The 16,212-nt window shown below is 71.6% G+C and carries 14 protein-coding genes; 4 read left to right on the forward strand and 10 right to left on the reverse strand.

The genetic code is table 11. The features are described from left to right. Positions 1-130: 130 nt before the first annotated feature. Complete coding sequence (locus tag IEY55_RS00340) at positions 131-1,462, forward strand: MFS transporter (RefSeq protein ID WP_189052771.1); 1,332 nt, start codon at positions 131-133, stop codon at positions 1,460-1,462. Between the two features lie 90 nt (positions 1,463-1,552). Next, positions 1,553-2,422, forward strand: coding sequence for an oxygenase MpaB family protein (locus tag IEY55_RS00345; RefSeq protein ID WP_229685791.1), 870 nt, complete (start codon positions 1,553-1,555; stop codon positions 2,420-2,422). A 92-nt stretch (positions 2,423-2,514) separates the two neighbouring features. Here the strand turns inward: IEY55_RS00345 and cutA are convergent, their stop codons facing one another. Both cutA and IEY55_RS00355 read right to left on the reverse strand, forming a co-directional pair. Further along, the gene (gene cutA, locus IEY55_RS00350) at positions 2,515-2,859 is read right to left on the reverse strand and encodes a divalent-cation tolerance protein CutA (RefSeq protein ID WP_189052772.1); all 345 of its coding nucleotides are present in this window, start codon (positions 2,857-2,859) and stop codon (positions 2,515-2,517) included. A 22-nt stretch (positions 2,860-2,881) separates the two neighbouring features. Continuing rightward, a complete protein-coding gene (locus IEY55_RS00355) occupies positions 2,882-3,934 on the reverse strand; it encodes a Gfo/Idh/MocA family oxidoreductase (RefSeq protein WP_229685794.1) in 1,053 nt (350 codons plus the stop codon). 176 nt (positions 3,935-4,110) lie between these two features. Here IEY55_RS00355 and IEY55_RS00360 point away from each other — a divergent pair, with 176 nt between their 5' ends. Then, positions 4,111-5,226, forward strand: coding sequence for a sensor histidine kinase (locus tag IEY55_RS00360; RefSeq protein WP_189052774.1), 1,116 nt, complete (start codon positions 4,111-4,113; stop codon positions 5,224-5,226). Between the two features lie 69 nt (positions 5,227-5,295). On the opposite strand, the gene IEY55_RS00365 is transcribed toward IEY55_RS00360, so the two are convergent. The 4 genes from IEY55_RS00365 to IEY55_RS00380 form a co-directional block, all read right to left on the reverse strand. Then, positions 5,296-5,952, reverse strand: a complete 657-nt coding sequence (locus IEY55_RS00365; protein WP_189052775.1) for a response regulator — start codon at positions 5,950-5,952, stop codon at positions 5,296-5,298. Positions 5,953-6,294: 342 nt separating this feature from the next. Then, complete coding sequence (locus tag IEY55_RS00370; protein ID WP_189052776.1) at positions 6,295-8,841, reverse strand: ABC transporter permease; 2,547 nt, start codon at positions 8,839-8,841, stop codon at positions 6,295-6,297. Between the two features lie 5 nt (positions 8,842-8,846). After that, positions 8,847-9,599: an ABC transporter ATP-binding protein gene (locus IEY55_RS00375; protein WP_189052777.1), complete on the reverse strand. Its 753-nt coding sequence runs from the start codon at positions 9,597-9,599 to the stop codon at positions 8,847-8,849. Positions 9,600-9,779: 180 nt separating this feature from the next. Then, the gene (locus IEY55_RS00380; protein ID WP_189052778.1) at positions 9,780-10,487 is read right to left on the reverse strand and encodes a ceramidase domain-containing protein; all 708 of its coding nucleotides are present in this window, start codon (positions 10,485-10,487) and stop codon (positions 9,780-9,782) included. A 218-nt stretch (positions 10,488-10,705) separates the two neighbouring features. On the opposite strand from IEY55_RS00380, the gene IEY55_RS00385 reads away from it, so the two are divergent. Beyond that, positions 10,706-10,966: a metallothionein gene (locus tag IEY55_RS00385; RefSeq protein ID WP_189052779.1), complete on the forward strand. Its 261-nt coding sequence runs from the start codon at positions 10,706-10,708 to the stop codon at positions 10,964-10,966. 982 nt (positions 10,967-11,948) lie between these two features. On the opposite strand, the gene IEY55_RS00390 is transcribed toward IEY55_RS00385, so the two are convergent. From IEY55_RS00390 to IEY55_RS00405, 4 genes are all read right to left on the reverse strand, one after another. After that, positions 11,949-13,139, reverse strand: coding sequence for a lanthionine synthetase LanC family protein (locus IEY55_RS00390; protein ID WP_189052780.1), 1,191 nt, complete (start codon positions 13,137-13,139; stop codon positions 11,949-11,951). A gap of 72 nt (positions 13,140-13,211) precedes the next feature. Beyond that, complete coding sequence (locus IEY55_RS00395) at positions 13,212-13,364, reverse strand: hypothetical protein (RefSeq protein WP_189052781.1); 153 nt, start codon at positions 13,362-13,364, stop codon at positions 13,212-13,214. A 73-nt stretch (positions 13,365-13,437) separates the two neighbouring features. Beyond that, positions 13,438-13,590: a hypothetical protein gene (locus IEY55_RS00400; RefSeq protein WP_189052782.1), complete on the reverse strand. Its 153-nt coding sequence runs from the start codon at positions 13,588-13,590 to the stop codon at positions 13,438-13,440. 80 nt (positions 13,591-13,670) lie between these two features. Further along, entirely contained in the window at positions 13,671-16,199 is a 2,529-nt protein-coding gene (locus IEY55_RS00405; protein WP_189052783.1) for a lantibiotic dehydratase, read from the reverse strand. Positions 16,200-16,212: the final 13 nt, after the last annotated feature.

A 16,212-nucleotide genomic window follows, 5' to 3' on the forward strand; every position in this document is an offset into this window, starting at 1 on the left:
CATCGCCCCCACCCGCCACGCTCGGTTGCGAATCCCCTTCACTCTCCCGCGTGGGGAGCGCGACACCAAGCTCGCCACGCGCCCGCATCACCGGAACGGAGGGTCGGCGGGGCTGCGGCCGGCTGGTGTGATGCCGGGGGTGGACACCCTGGGGGTGCGGGCGAGGTCGTCGCCCGCTCGCGTCGCGGTCGCCAGCTCGGTCGGCAACGCCGTCGAGATGTACGACTTCCTGATCTACGGCACGGCGTCCGCAGTGGTCTTCGGCCCGCTGTTCTTCCCCACCGGCGACCCCCTCATCGGCCTGCTGCTGGCGTTCGCCAGCTTCGGCGCCGGGTTCCTGGCCCGCCCGCTGGGCGGTGTGGTGATCGGCCACTACGGCGACCGGCTGGGACGTCGCGCGATGCTGGTGCTCACCCTGGGCGCCACCGGGATCTGCACCGCCCTGATCGGCCTGCTCCCGACGTATGCGGCGATCGGGCTCTGGGCGCCGGCCGCGCTGGTCACCCTCCGCGTGGCCCAGGGCTTCTTCCTCGGCGGCGAGACGGCCGGTGCGGTGTTGATGGCGGTGGAGCACGCCCCGCCACACCGGCACGGCTGGTACGGCGGCTGGGTGTTCCTCGGCTCGCCGACCGGGTACTTCCTGTCCACCGGCGCCTTCGCACTCTCCGCGGCGATCTCGGGGGACTCCTTCCACACCTGGGGCTGGCGGATTCCGTTCCTGCTCAGCGTGGTGCTGGTGGCGATCGGCCTCTACGTCCGGCTGCGGCTGGGGGAGAGCCCCGAGTTCGAGCGGACGCGTACCGAGCAGGGGGTGGCCCGGCGTCCCGTCGTGGAGGTGCTGCGGACCTCCTGGCGCGTGGTGCTGCTCGGCGGGGGTGTCTACCTCGGGTTCAATGCCTTCATCTTCGTGCTCGCCACGTTCCTCATCGGCTACGGCAAGCAAGAGTTGGGGTTGCCGCCGTCGGTGATGCTCAACGGCGGGCTGATCGGCTCGGCCGGCCAGATCGTGGCGATCCTGGTCTTCGCGTGGCTGTCGGACCGCGTGGGCCGGCTGCCGGTGATGCTCGGCGGCGGGCTGTTCATCACGGTGTACGCGTTCCCGCTGTTCTGGCTGCTCGAGACGCGTTCCGAGCCGGTGGTACTGGTCGCGATGGCCGTGGGTTTCGTGGGATCCGGTGCGGTGTTCGGGCCGCTGGCGGCCTACCTTGCCGAGCTGTTCGCCGCCCGGGTCCGATACAGCGGACTCTCGTTGGGGCTGCAGGCCGGCGCGGTCGCGGGCGGCGGCCTGTCGCCGTTCATCGCGACCGCGCTGCTGGGCCTCGACCGCGGCGCGTCCTGGCCGATCTCGCTGTACCTGGTCGTGCTCGCCGCGGTCACCGTGGCGTGCCTGGTCAAACTCGGCGAACCACGCCACCGATCCCAGAGGCGCCAGGACCTCGGAGGGACCACCTCGGTCGCCTGATCGGCGGTACCGCACCCCCATTGGCCGGATCCGGTGGGTGCTCCGTTGGGCGCTTGCCTACGCCGTTGGAGATCTTTTGACTGTGGGCTTGTGCCCCGCCCCGCTTTCCTCCCCGACAAGCTGGACGTCGGCCTGTTCGGCCCGCGGTCGGTGACCTGGCAGCTGCACGCCGACCCGGCGATGTGGTTGGCCGGGATCTGCTCGCTGTACCTGCAGGCCCTCCACCCGCGTGCGGTCGCCGGGGTCGTGCAGAACTCCAAGTTCCGTACCGACCCGTTCGGTCGGCTCCTGCACACGGCCGCCTACGTGGTCACCGTCAGCTACGGCACGACGGCCGAGGCACAACGGGCGGCGTCCCGGGTGTGCCGGGTCCACGGGGCACTACGCGGGGTGGACCCGGAAAGCGGCGAGGAGTTCCGGATCGACGAGCCCGACCTGCTGCGATGGGTGCACTGCGCGGAGGTCTACTCGTTCCTCACCGTGGTGCGGCGTGCGGGTTTCCAGCTCACCGACGCACAGGCCGACCGGTACCTGGACGAGCAACGCAGATCGGCCGCGCTGCTGGGGCTGGATCTCGACGCGCTGCCCGGCTCGGTGAGCGAGTACGAGGACTACTTCGACCGCATGCGACCGGTGCTGCGCCGCACCCGCGACTCCGACGCCATCTACGACTTCCTGCACCGACCACCGGTGCCATGGTGGGCGCGCACGCCCAGAACCGCGTTCTACCTACCGCTCGGGCACCTGGCCTACTCCCTGTTGCCGGACTGGGCGTTGGAGTTGCACGGGCGCCGGCCGTTCCCGCGGGCGCTGGCCACGGGCGTGCTGCGGACGGTCCGCCTGGCGGGGCTGGCCGTGCCGGTGACGATGCGGATCCGGCTTCCGAACAATCCGCTCGCGAAAGCGATCGACCGGCTGGGAACCGGTGCCACGCCGTCCCGGACCCTGTTGCCGGCCTAGCGCAACGATCGGCGGGAGACACCGCGAGCGCGCCGTGCGGGCTCAGGGAGCAACCCGCGGGTCAACGCACTCGGCACCGGCGTGATGGCCGGTCAGGGCGCGGTCTCGGTGTGCAGCCAGGACAGGTAGTCGGGGTTGCCGCCGACGATCGGGGTGGCGACGATCTCGGGAACGTCGTAGTCGTGGTGGGTCCGGATGTACTCGACGAGCGCGTCCAGCCGTGCCGTCGTGGTCTTGACGACGCACTGCCACTCCCGGTCCACCTGGATCTCGCCCTGCCAGCGGTAGACGCTGCGGATCGGGCCGACGACCTGGACACACGCGCCGAGACGTTCCTCGACGATGCCCTGCGCCAGCTCCTCGGCGCCCTCGGCGGAGTCGATGGTGGTGACGACCTGGCAGTGCTCGCTCACGGGCCCCACCGTAGCGCCGGTCATGGCCGGTGACCGTCCCCGGTGATCAGCCCGTCAGGGTGACGACCTGACCCGACCGGCCCGATGCGTAGGCCGCCTCGATGACCTCCAGCGTGGCGACGCCCTCCGCGGCGGTCACCGGTGGCTCGCCACCGTTCGCCAACGCCTCCGCCACGGCCGCGTAATAGAGCTGGTACGCACCGGGATCGGTGCGTTCCAACTCGAACTCGGTGCCCGCACCCAGGCGACCCCAGACCTCCGGCGGTTCCTCGCCCCAGCCGGGGCCGCCCGGTTCCTCCCCGGCCCGCAACGCGTCCTCCTGGGGATCCATCCCGTCCTTCACGAACGCTCCGGCATCGCCGAGCAACCGGAACCGGGGCCCGAGGTTCGCGGCAACCGCGCTCATCGACAGCTGCGAGACCACGCCGTCGTCGTGGTGCAGGGCGACGAAGACGTCATCGTCGACCAATGCCCCCGCGCGCCGGGTGAGGACCTCGGCGTAGACGCGGTGCGGCCGACCGAACAACGTCATCGCCTGGTCGATCAGATGACTCCCGAGGTCGAACAGGATCCCGCCGCCATCCGCCGGGTCACTCTCCTTCCAGCTCACCTTGACCCGCGGCCGCCACCGCTCGAACCGGGACTCGAACCGCAGTGGCCGGCCCACGCGCCCCTCGGCGAGCAGCCGCCGCACCGTCCGGAAGTCCCCGTCCCAACGCCGGTTGTGGAACACCGACAGCAGCAGGCCGCGCTCGGCGGCCAACCCCGCCAGGGCGCGGGCATCCGCGCTGGTGGTCGCGAACGGCTTGTCGACGACAACGGCCAAACCGTGTTCCAGCGCGGTCCGTGCCAGCGGCGCGTGCGTGTTGTTCGGCGTGGTGACCACGACGAGGTCGAACTCGGCGGCCCGCCGCCACAGCTCGGCGACGTCGTCCACCACCTCGGCGGTGGGGTACCGCTCCCGGGCGCTGGCCTGCCGATCCGGGTTCCGCGTGACCACGGCCGCCAGCTCGAGACCGGGGGTGGTCGCCAGGAACGGGGCGTGGAAGGCCGACCCGCCGATGCCGTAACCGATCAACGCAACACGAGACGTCGTCACGGGCGTGACCCTAGACAAGCCTCCTGCCTGCGAACACCCCGCACCGGTTTCCGTTCGCACCGGTTGAACCATGGACGAGCAGCCCCGATGCTGCCGCGCGATGTCCCGGCTGGGCAGACTGAAGCCCTGTGGGAGCGCTCCGGAGACAACGGGCGCGCGGCTCGTACGTGAATGCCGTGCGCCTGAAACTATGGGAGGACCGCTGGCGTGCGGTGCCGGCACGATGGCGGGCGGTGATCACCGACGTGGTCGCGGTGCTGCTCTGGGGCGGCACCACTCTCTACGGCGAAACCGGGGCGGCGCTGGGCTGGGCGATCCTCGCGGGCGGGCTGCTGGCGTTGCGTCGCCCCCTCCCGGTTCCCACACTCCTGGCGATCGTCGCGATCCACGGCTGGAGCGGCGTCATCGTCTCGCCGGCGTTGGCGTGCGCCGCCTACACCGTCGCATCCCGCGCACGACCGTTGTCCGGCGTGCCCGCCATCGCCGCCTCAGTACTGGTGTTCTTCATCGCCCCCTTGGACGACACCTCGTTCGGCCGGCTGTTCGACCTGACCTTCATGGTGCTGCTCCCCGTCCTGCTCGGCCTGCACATGCGCCGCACCTGGGAGCTGCTCGCGGCGTACGAGGAGTACACCCAGGCCCGCCAGGAACACGAGCGGCTGGCTGCCGAACGCGCCGTCCTCCAGGAACGACACCGCATCGCGCAGGAGATGCACGATTCGCTCGGCCACAAGCTGAGCCTCATCGTGTTGCACGCGGGCGCGTTGGAACTGTCCGGCCCACGCGGCTCGCATGCGGAGCTGTTGCGTCGGACCGGCCAGGAGGCCATGCACGAGCTCCGCAAGGTCATCGGTGTGCTGCGGGCCGACGACGAGGCCGGGCACGTGGTCGACGGCGTCGATCCGGCCGACGAGAAGGCGTTCCGGGAGCTGGTGGAGAGCTCCCGGAACGCGGGCGTGCCCGTCGCGGAGGACGTCGATCCCGAGGTGTGGCGGTTGGACCCGCTGGTGCGGAGCATGGCGCACCGGGTCGTGCGCGAGGCGTTGACCAACGTGCACAAGCACGCCGGCCCGGTGCCCACCGCGCTGCGCCTGCAGGTCCGGCAGGCACAGCTGCTGATCGAGGTTTGCAACGCCGCGCCCGGCCGGGAACGGGCCTGCCGCTCCGCGGGCGCCCGCACCGGGTTGGCGACCCTCGCCGAGCGGGTCGGGATGCTCGGTGGGGAGTTGGGGCACGGGACGCTGTCGGACGGCAGCTACCGCCTGCTGGTGCGGATCCCGGTCTGCCGCTAGCGGATCGCGCCGGCGGCTGCTCGTCCTCCCGCGGTTGGCGGGTGGGACGTCGCAGGGAGTCGGGGAAACCTAGCCGGTGCGCAGCAGGCCGGCCTCATGGGCCATGATCGCCGCCTGCACCCGGTTGTCGCAGCCGAGCTTGGTGAGCACCCGGCTGACATGCGCCTTGACCGTCCCCTCGCTGAGGTGCAGCTGCTGGCCGATCTCGGCGTTGGAGTTGCCCCGGCCGATCAGCGCCAGCACATCGAGTTCCCGCTCGGTCAGACCGGACACCAGCGTGCGGGCCCGCTCGGCCGACACACCGCAGCCGGTGCTGAAGTGGTCCACCACGGTGCGGGCGACCCGCGGGGACAGCACGGCCTCGCCGCCGGCCACCACCCGGACAGCACGCACCAGCTCGGCGGGGTCGGTGTCCTTGAGCAGGTACCCGACGGCACCCGCGCGCAGGGCACGCATCACGTACTCGTCGTAGTCGAAGGTCGTGAGCACGACGACAGCAGTGGAGGGCGCGGCGCTGCGTACCGCGGTGGCCGCGAGCAGCCCGTCCATTCCCGGCATCTGCACGTCGAGCAACAGCACATCGGGCCGGTGCACCCGCACCAGCTCGACCGCGGAGCGCCCGTCGTCGGCCTCCCCGACCACCTGGACGTCGTCGGCGGTCTCCAGGATGCCCCGGACACCGGCGCGAACGAGCGCCTCGTCGTCGGCGATGCCCACTCTGATCACGGCAGCCTCCCCCTACGGCCCGCTCCGGTTCCATTGCGGGCGACCGGGTCGAGGCTAACCGCCCGCAGGGTTGTCGCGACGGTGAGTGAGTACGACTTCCGGCAGCACACAGTGCGACGAACGGCGGTTGATCTCCCGGCACACCACCTGCTTGGCCGATGGCCGTTTACCACCCGCCACGGCCACGACTGACGAAAACACCCAAAATGTCGCTTTGCCGTCATGAGATTCACGATGCGCCGTTGCCCCGCGTGTTGTGTGACGAAGAGCAACTTCGGCGAAATGGTGCGGCGGCCGTACCGCTTCCGGTACGGCCGCCGCGGGGAGTGGTCCGGTTCCGGCCTACTCGGTCGCCATCGCGGAGACCACCGAGGTGCGGGCCGCACGCCGGGCCGGCGCCACCGCCGCGATGATCGCCGCGACCAGGGCGGCCAGCAACATCGCGCCGATCTGGCCGAACGGCATGACCAGCGAGATGGCGATCTCCTCGCCGGAGATCATCGACAGCAGGGCCCAGGCGAAACCGGTGCCCAGCGCGACGCCGATCACCGCGCCCATCAGGGCCATCAGCACCGACTCGACCAGGAGCATCAGCCGGAGCTGGCCGCGGGTGAAGCCGAGCGCGCGCAGCAGCGCCGACTCGCGGGTGCGCTCCAGCACCGACAGGCTCAGCGTGTTGGCGATGCCGAACAGGGCGATCACCACGGCCATGCCGATCAACGCCCACACGAACTGCAGCATCGAGTCAACGCCCTTGTTGATCTGCTCCTTTACCTCGGCCGCGGTGACCACCTGCGCCGTCGGTAGGCCGGACAGGGCCTTGTCCACGGCGGCCTTGCCGTCGGCGGCGCCCACCCCCTGCCGCAGCTTGACCAGCACCCGGTCGAACGCCTTGGCGTCCGGCTTGATCCGTTGGATCGAGCCGAGGTCGACCATGGCCGCCGGCAGCTCCTTACCCGAGTAGATGGCCACCACCCGGAACTGCTGTGGCTGGCCCTCCTCGGCCTTCAGCGGCACGGTGTCGCCGACCTTGGCGTTCAGGGCCTGGGCCTTGTTCTCGTCGAGCGCCACGGTGCCGGCGCCGAGCTTGCCCAGATCGCCCTGGGTGACCTTGGGTCGCACCACGGAGCCGAACCCGTCCCCACGCACGCCGTCGATCTGCTCGAAGTCGCTTCCCTTGCCGCCCACCTGTCCGTAGACCGTGGCCGCGGGAACCGCCTTGTCGACGCCGGCGGCCCCAGCCAGCTTGCCGGGCAGGTCCGCCGGCAGCGGCCGGTCGTACATCATCGAGCTGACCTGGAAGTCCGCCGGCATCTGCCGGTCGACCGAGTCGTTGGCGGACTGCTTGCCCGACGCGGCGACCACCGTCACCAGCGTGACGATCGTGACACCGATCATCAGCGCGGCCGTGGTGGCGGCCGTGCGCTTCGGGTTGCGGCCGGCGTTGGCCGAGGCCAGCCTGGCCGGCACGCCGAGCACGGCACCGGGCAGCGCGCCCAGCATCCGGTTCAGCGGGCCGACGATGATCGGGCCCAGCGCGACGACCGCGGCCAGCAGGAACATCGTGCCGACGCCGGCGATCACCACGCCGGCCTGCTGGCCGACCCGCCCACCCAGCAGGAGGGCACCAGCGCCGGCCAGCGCCAGCAGCACGACCGTCGCGATGCGCAGCTTGCCGGTCCGGGCAACCTCGTCGTGGCTGTCCGGCTGGGAACGCAACGCGGCGATCGGCGCCACCGTCGTCGCCCTGCGCGCGGGCAGCACCGCCGCCGCCACAGTGACCAGGACGCCGACACCGAGCGCGGCGAGCACGGTGGTGGGCGTGACGGGCAGCAGCACGCGCCCGCCGCCCTCACCGGCGGCGTTCAGCAACGCCTGCAAGCCGGCGGACAGGCCCAGGCCGCCAACGAACCCGAGCGCCGAGGCGAACAGGCCCATGGCCACCGCCTCCACGAGCACGCTGCGGAAGAGCTGACCCCGGTCTGCGCCGACGCAGCGCAGCAACGCCAGCTCGCGGGTGCGCTGGGCGATGAGGATGGTGAACGTGTTGTAAATGACCATGGCGGCCACGACCAATGCGATCACCGCGAAGGTCAACATGAACATGGTGAAGCCGCCGGACTGCTTCTCCACCCGCTCCATGGTGTCGGCCACCGCCTGCTGGCCGGTCTTCACCTGCACGCCGGAACCCAGGGCGTCGCGGATCTCTCCGGCCAGCTGGTCCTGGCTCACACCGGATTGCGCCGCGGCGACGATCTCGCTGTACCCGCTCCCCCCGGCGTCGTCCGGGATCAGTGACTGCAGCACGTTCGGCATGAACATGAGCTGGTCGTAGAGGAACGACTGGTTCATCGCGATGCCGCGGTCGTAGGTGCCGACGACCGTGAACTTCTTGCGCTGGTCGTCCTTCTTGCCCAGCACCTCGACCTGCTGGCCGATCTTGAGGTCGTTGACCCGCGCCGTGCGCTGGTCGACGGTGACCTCGCTGTCCCGTTCCGGGAACCGGCCTTCCTTCAGGTCCACCGGGAGCAACTTGTGCTCGGAGGACGCCGCGATACCGGTGGCCATCCGCGCCTTGCCGTCCGAACCGATGATCGGCACCGCCACGGTCAGCCGCGGCTCGGCCCCGGACACGCCCGGCACCTTGCGCACGGCCGCAAGCTGCTCGTCGGTGAGCGGCTTGGCCCCCGAGTCACCGTTGCGAGCCGGGGTGATCGAGACGTCGATGTTGCGGTCGGCCTTGGTGAACTGCTCCTGCAGGCTCGCGGTCATCGCGTCGCCGAGCACCAGGGTGCCGGTCACGAAGGCGACACCCAGGGCGATGGCCACGGAGGACAGCAGCAGCCTCGCGGTACGGGCCTTCAGGCCCGCGAGTGTTGCTCGCAACATTGGTGTCAGGCTCCCAGGTTCTTCATCGCGGCGAGCACCGAGTCGGCGGTGGGCTGGTGGATCTCGCCGGCCAGCCGGCCGTCGGCCAGCAACACCACGCGGTCGGCGTAGGAGGCGGCGACCGGGTCGTGCGTGACCATGATCACCGTCTGGCCCAGCTCGCGGACCGAGGTACGCAGGAAGCCCAGTACCTCCGCGCCGGAGCGGGAGTCGAGATTGCCGGTGGGCTCGTCGGCGAACACCACGTCCGGCTTGGCCACCAACGCCCGCGCGCACGCGACGCGCTGCTGCTGGCCACCGGAGAGCTCGTTCGGCTTGTGGCCCAGCCGCTGGGCCAGGCCGGTCACCGAGACCACGGTGTCGAGCCACTCCGGGTCCGGCCTGCGGCCGGCCAGCTGCAGGCCGAGCAGGATGTTCTGCTCCGCGGTCAGCGTGGGCAGCAGGTTGAACGACTGGAAGATGAAGCCGATCCGGTCACGACGCAGCTTCGTGAGGCCCTTGTCCGACTGGCTGGTCAGCTCGACCTGTCCGATGTGGACTGATCCGGCGTCCACCGTGTCCAGGCCGGCCAGGCAGTGCATCAGCGTGGACTTGCCGGAGCCGGACGGGCCCATGATGGCGGTGAACTGGCCGGCCGCGAAGTCGACGCTCACCCCGTCCAGGGCGCGGACCGCGGTCTCCCCCTTGCCGTACACCTTCACCAGCTGGCGCGCGGCCACTGCGGTGCGCGCCTGCACGCCGGACAGCGTTGTGGACATGTGTTCCCACTCCCAGGATCGATGGGTCCGGCCGCGACGCGCGGCGGACCTGGTGCGCGATGGCAGTAGGAAAGCTATGGACGGCGCCGCTCGGCGGGCATCGCTCCGCGGGCGGAGTTGCCGGTTAGGACCGTGGGGGCAGGGCACCGACCGGCGATCAGACCAGGGGCGGAGCCGGGGTCATCCTGATGGAGTAGCGGGTCCCTTACGGGGCTCGGGCGCCCGGCCGGCGGGAAAGGCCCAGCGCAGGCCGAACGCGTAGCCGACCCCGTACAGCACGACCGCGTTGAGCAGGTGCCACAGGAAATGGGTGCCGACCCCGAAGATCGGGCAGACGGTGCCGTCCACGGTACGCAACAGCAGCGAGACGGCGAAGATCGCGGCGCAGCTCAGCAGGACACGGCCGGGGTGCGGTGCGCGGGCCAGCAGCCCCAGCCCACCCGCCAGCAGGAGGGCCAGCGGGAAGAGGTAGCCGGTACCGCCGGGCAACGGGCCGAACGTCGCGGTGGCCATGGTCACGACGGTCGCCGCGAACAGCAGGAACGCCGGCACCGCCGCCCACGCGAAGCGCCAAGGCACAGCCCAGAACCAGTGCAGGTAGCAGACCAGTCCGAACAGCAGGAAAGCGGTGATCGGCAGCACATCGGTCAGCCCGGCCCAGCCGGTGGCGAAGGTGTGGAAGGCGGTGCTGCCCAGACCGATCGCCACCACCAGCACCACCAGGGTGAGCAGGCTCGCCGGCACCGGCCGCCCGACGTGGCGCAGCATCCGCCAGAGCGCGAGGGCGGCCAACAGGAAGGCCACGTTGCTGACGGCATTGAACGGCTCGGCGAGCAGGCCGGGACCGGTCCGCTCGCAGTAGGCGTCGACGTGCTCGGTCCAGTTCACCCTTGCCCCCTCGCCTCGTGCGGCATGCCCGGGGCGGGTGCGTGTGTCAGCTCCTGACACTACTCGGCACGGTCGAGACAAGGCACTTGCCGCCTGCGGGGAGCGGGTTTGACCCGGGCGGGTTCGGTTCATCCCTCACTCGGGCTTCTCCGGTTGCCCGTCGAGGGGGCCGGGCGCAGGCTGCCGGGTGACCGGCCGACCCATCAGGAGGTGCGCATATGGCGAAGTGTGACGTGTGCGGGAACGACTACTGGATGGCGTTCGAAGTGCGCACGACCAGCGGGGACAAGTACACGTTCGACTGCTTCGAGTGCGCGATCCAGCGGCTCGCCCCCGAGTGCGAGCACTGCCGGTGCCGGATCATCGGCCACGGTGTGGAGGTGGAGGGCCGGTTCTTCTGCTGCGCCCACTGCGCCCGGGAGGGAGCCGCGGCGCTCGGCCAGCAGATCCGGGACACGGTCGGCATGCACCCGGGCTGAGTCGACTCCGGCGCGCCGATCGGCATTGCGGCCCCGGCCGTGCCGTCTGGGCCCCGTTGGTGAAGTGGCGATCGCCGGGCGAGGCGGTGGATCCGAGGCACCGGAGCCACGTGACCTCCTCGGGTCCCGTGACTTCGTCAACAGGGCTCATGCTGCTGGCCGGGGCGGCGGTGCGGCCTGTCCGCAACCGGCAACCCGGTGGCGACATCGTGATGAACCGGCGCGGCTCGGTGTGACCCGGCGCCAGGTGCGCTTTCTGCGGAGGTTGCGCACCTCGTCTGGTGCGAGCAGACGCAACCTCGCGCGCACGTCCGCCAGCAGCATCAACCGGGGATCGGCCGCAGCCGGCCACGCAGCATCGCATCCTGTACGGGAGATTCCGGAAGAACAGCGCCGTCACCCTTGAACAACGGCACCATGCACGCGGTTTCGTGACCCGGGGGGCACGATCGCGGCAACGACAAGCTCCCCGACGCGGTGGCGTCCGGCGTGCGGGCCGGCCCGGACGCCACCGCCCTAGACGACTGGCGTGATGGCGGGGCCCCGGCCCTGGGGGTACACCGGTCCCTGCCCGAAGTGCCAGTCGAGGCGCGTGCCCCGTGCGAATTCCGGCCCCTGCTTCCGGTCCTCGCGCGGCGCGCCGTCCGTCCGGCGGCTGATCGTCGGGGAGCTTGCGCTCCGGACGGACAACAGAAATATTGCCGGTCGGTCACGGGCGGGCACATCGTGCGATCGTCCAACTCCTGATAGTCACCAGGCTTACATCGGAGGAGTGACATGCCGTGACAGCCTGACATCACCGCTCGTCACAGCCATGATGACAACCCGGAAGAGGGCGAGACCTTCGGTGTGGTCCATTGGGGCGCCAGCCGGCTGGCACACCGGCCGACCGCGCCCACCCGCGGAGTCCGGCGGTGGCCGCGACGCGGCGGGGGATCACCGACACTACGCCCGCTCCCCGGTGATGACCGCCTGTTTTCGGTCAGCGAAGCGCTACCAGCGGCATCCAGTCCCGGCTGGCGCCGGCCGTGCTGCACAGGACCGCGAGCACCCCGGCGGCACCGTCGAGCAACCGCATGTTGGTCGGTGCCAGCGCGACCACCTCGTCCAGGTGTTGTTCCAGGTGCTCGCGCAGCCGGTCCCGCAGCTGCGCCGCCTCGGTGAGGTCGGCCCAGCGGGCGAACGCGTCCGCGACGGCGAGCACTCCGGCCGCGCCGTGGCAGATCGCCAGCCGGTCGCTCGCGGTGTCGCCGAACAGGTGGAAGCTCTCGTCGTAGTTGCGGCACAGCGACCGCATCGCGGTGACCGCGACGTCGCCCAGCTCCTCGGCAACGGTGCGGGTACCCCGGGCCGCCAGCGCCGCGCTGGCCTCCCACAGCGACCAGGCGACCCCCGGCGCGCCGTAACACCACGCCTGCCTGGGGTGCGCGCCCGGAGCCGGCCGCTCGCCGTCCCGGCCGGTACCGCACCAGGTGAGGATGCCGCGCTCGTCGCCGTATGCCTCGTTGGCCAGCCACCGGCCGACCCGGCGCAGCGCTGCCGCGGCCCGCTCGTCGGCCGGATCCGCCCGCACCGCGGCGGCCAGCGCGACCGCGACCCCGGGGACGCCGTGCCCGAGACCGACGTTGATCCGGTCCTGGGTCCAGTGCAGCAGCTTGTGCTCTCCGTAGACCCGGCAGCGCAGACCGTTCAGCTCGGGGTCCTCGCACAGCGTCGCCAGGTGCATGGCGAACGGGGCGAGCTCGCCGTCGCGGGGGCCGTGCACGCAGTGCGCCAGCAGGACACCGGCGGGCCCGCCGATGAGGTCGTAGTCGAGGAAGCCGACGTGCTCGGTTGCCCAGACACCCTCCCGGGCGCCCCGCGCGAGCAGGGTGGCGATGGCGTCGGCGGCGTTGCCGGCGGCCGGATGCAGGGTGGCGATCAGCCGTAGCCCGGCGAGCTGCCCGGCCAGGCCGCCGAACAGGCCGGGGTGCGCACAGGTGCGGTCGCGCAGACCCGCCAGCCAGGCCCGCAGCGCCCGCCCGACGGCCGGGTCGGTGCGGTCCAGGGTCGAGGCCAGCACGACCGGACCGGGGTCGGTGGTCGAGGCCCCGTGGTCCGCCCAGGCGAGCAGTGCCCGACTGGCGACGTCCACGGTGGACCCCGCGATGTTCCTGTCCACACGGGAAGCCACCACGGGTCCCCTTTCCTGCTCAGGGTGGGCGGGCCGGCGTGACCCGCCCACCCGGGTACGTCATCGGTTCCCTCAACACTGGTGGGTGTTCGCGTCGCAGATCCGCAGCGGGCACAGCACGGACGCCAGCGGTGCCTCCGCCTGGGGCAGCGGCACCTCGCTGATCCGCGTCTCGAGCCGGTTGATCAGCTCGTCGACGTCCGCCAGGTCCAAACTCTCGTCCATCTCCCCGTTCTCCTCCCGGGCTCGTGCTCACGGGGTGCGGCACGGTGTGGCGCGCCGCGCGCGAGGCGCGTCCTCACCGGTTCGGTGGCATGCACCTGGAGCCACCGAAGAGGGTGGTTGGCGGGTCGCCCGCGGACTCGGTCAGCTGCAGCTCGCGGATCCGAACCTCCAGGTCCGCCACGAGGTCGTCGATGTCGTCGAACTCCTTGCGTTCGCTGTCCGGCATGGGAAGTCCTCTCCTCCTCGGTTCTCCTCGTCCTGGTGCGGTCCGGTGCACCACCGGGCTGGCGTGCCCGCGCCCCGCGCTCAGCCCGCCATGCCTACCCCGACCATGACGGGTTCGATGACGTCCCGCATGTCGGCGGCGGGCGCATCCGCGTGCGGGGCCTGTGCCTCCGGAGCCGTCAGGCCGGAGTCGGCGGGGATCCGGAGCAGCAGTTGGGCGGCCAGCTGGTCGTTGGGCGCGTGTGCGGTGTCGGTGACGAGGAGCTGCCCGGGGGCCGGCAGCATCTCCTCGAACAGCAACGGACCGGTGTCCTCGGCGGCTGCCCGGGCGGCCAGTAACCGGTCGAGCTGGCGCAACGCCGGCAGGCTCGCCAGATCGAGCGGAACCGGGCGCCCGCCCACGGGTGCGGCGAAGACCCAACGGGGCAGGCGGCGGCGCCGCACCAGGCGGCCCAACGCGCGGAACTTCTCGTCCGGGTCGGCACCGGCCTCCCACAGCTCGTCGGGGTGGACCCGCCACTGTGCGCAGCTGAGGACGAGCAGCTTCCCGACGGTGATCCGGGGCAGGTGGTCCCTGCCGGGGAAGGCCGCCAGGGCGCCGCCCCAGCGATAGCCGGTGCGGGCGCCGCGCGGGCCGGCGGTCCGCAGCAGCGCGAGCACCACGTCCCACGGTGGTGAGGGAGCTCGGGTCGCGTGGTAGATCGGCCACACACGCGCACCGTGCGCCTCGGCGATGACCTCCCTGCCGTCCCGCCGCACCGTAATTTCGTGCAACGGCAGGTAATCCTGGATCGGGTGGTAACCGTAATAGGCCCGCCGGTCCGGATCCCCGGTCCACAACGGGGTGTAGTGCGGGCGCCGCACCGCGTTCGCCGCACGCTCTCCCAGTGGGGGCACCAAGACCTCGACGAACCGGCCGCCCTGGATCCGTTCCACTTCCCGCAGGAACTCGCGGTACTCCACGACGAGATCGGGCTCGGCACCGCTCAACTTGCGCAGCCCGTCGCAGAAGCGCGCATCCAGCACGCCCGGTGGCCCGACAGCTTCCAACACCGCGAGCGGTTCTCCCGCGTTCGGCGGCAGCGGACGCAGCACGCAGTCGGCGGGCCAGTCCCATTCGGCGCCCGGAGCATCGAGAACGTCGAGCAGCTCGCCGGAGATGTCGACCGTTCCGCCGGGTTCGTCCGGCTGGTTCGCCAGCAGTGTCAGGAAGTGTGCGTACCCGGAGTCGGGATCCCGCGGTTCCGGCCACCCGACGCGTGACGTGGTCGGCGTCCGGTACTCGGGGTGGTCGAACAGGAACCGGCGGACGAGGTCCGGCACCGGGTTGGGCCGGGCGTCGACCAGTTGGAGCACGTGGTGGTAGATGGCGGGGGCGTCCGCCTCCACCAACGCGGCGAGCCGCTTCACCAGCCGCATGGCCATTCCGAACCGGCGTAGGGCCGCGGCCGGCACGATTGCCGTTCCCTGCCGGTAAACGTCGACGAACTCGCTGCCCACCCCGGACTCCGCCGGGGGAGAGGTCCACCAGCCACCGACCCGGTCGGTGACCTGGCTGCTCGGCTGCACCACGCCCAGCGTCGCGAGATGGGTGAGGAACCCGGTGAGCACCTCACGGGACCGAGGGTCGCCGGTCCGCGTGCCGAGCAGGCGGGTGAGCAGCTCCGGCCACAGCAGGGGACCGTTGGCCAGGGCCCGGCGCACCGCCCGCAGCGCCGGCGTTTCCCGAAGCCGCACCTCCCGCATCCGCGACCGGTCCGCCGGATCCATCACCCAGCTCACGAACTCCGTGCCATCCGGCCAGTGCAGCCCGGTCAGGGAAACCTCGACCGACGTCAGGTCCCCGCCGCACCGGATCTCCTCCAGCGCGTGCCGCGAGGTGTGCACGTTGGACATGTGGTGGCTCGCGCACTGGCCCGCGATCGCCGGTGAACCGTCCATTGTGGATATCAGGGTGTCGTTCTTCCTCGGATTCTCCGAAACCGGGGCGAGAGCCAGATGACCGAACCAGGTTCGGGGCGTGGTCTTGGCCGCGCCCCGACCGACCAGCCGCCACAGGTAGTCCGAGCGTTGCCGCAGCCGCTTGCCGTCCCACCGCTCGCCCGCGGCCAGCCGCCGCTCGATGTCGGCCAGCACCTCCGGCGCGTCGTTGGCGAGCGCGGCCGAGCCCACCGGGGAGGACCGCAGCAGCAGCCAGGGCAGGCCCTGCAGGCGGCGCCGCTCCACGGCGAGCTCGCGCACGAGCCGCGTGTCCAGCTCGACCAGCTGGCGTGCCTCGGCCACCACCGACCGCAGCTGCGCGGCCAGTGTCGCGTCCCCGAACGCGGCGGCCCGCTCGGCCAGGCGCACGCGTTCGTCGTCGGCGACCGGGACCCCCCGGTGGAACGCCCGCCGCAGCTCCAGCACGGCGACCCGCTCGGCATCGGTCAGTTCGGGACGCGGGACGAGCTGCCTGCCCAGCCGCTCCGCGAGCGTCCGCGCGCTCCGGCGGTAGGCGCCGGCCGCGGCATCGGTCCTGGCGAGCAGGGCGAACAGCTCCGGGCAGCCACCGGCCAGCCACAGCCGTACGGGAAGCCCCGCCAGCCGGAGCAACGCGGCTCCGCCCGGCATCGCCTCCCCCGGC

This window comes from Longimycelium tulufanense (assembly GCF_014645795.1).
Classification (GTDB): Bacteria; Actinomycetota; Actinomycetes; order Mycobacteriales; family Pseudonocardiaceae; genus Longimycelium; species Longimycelium tulufanense.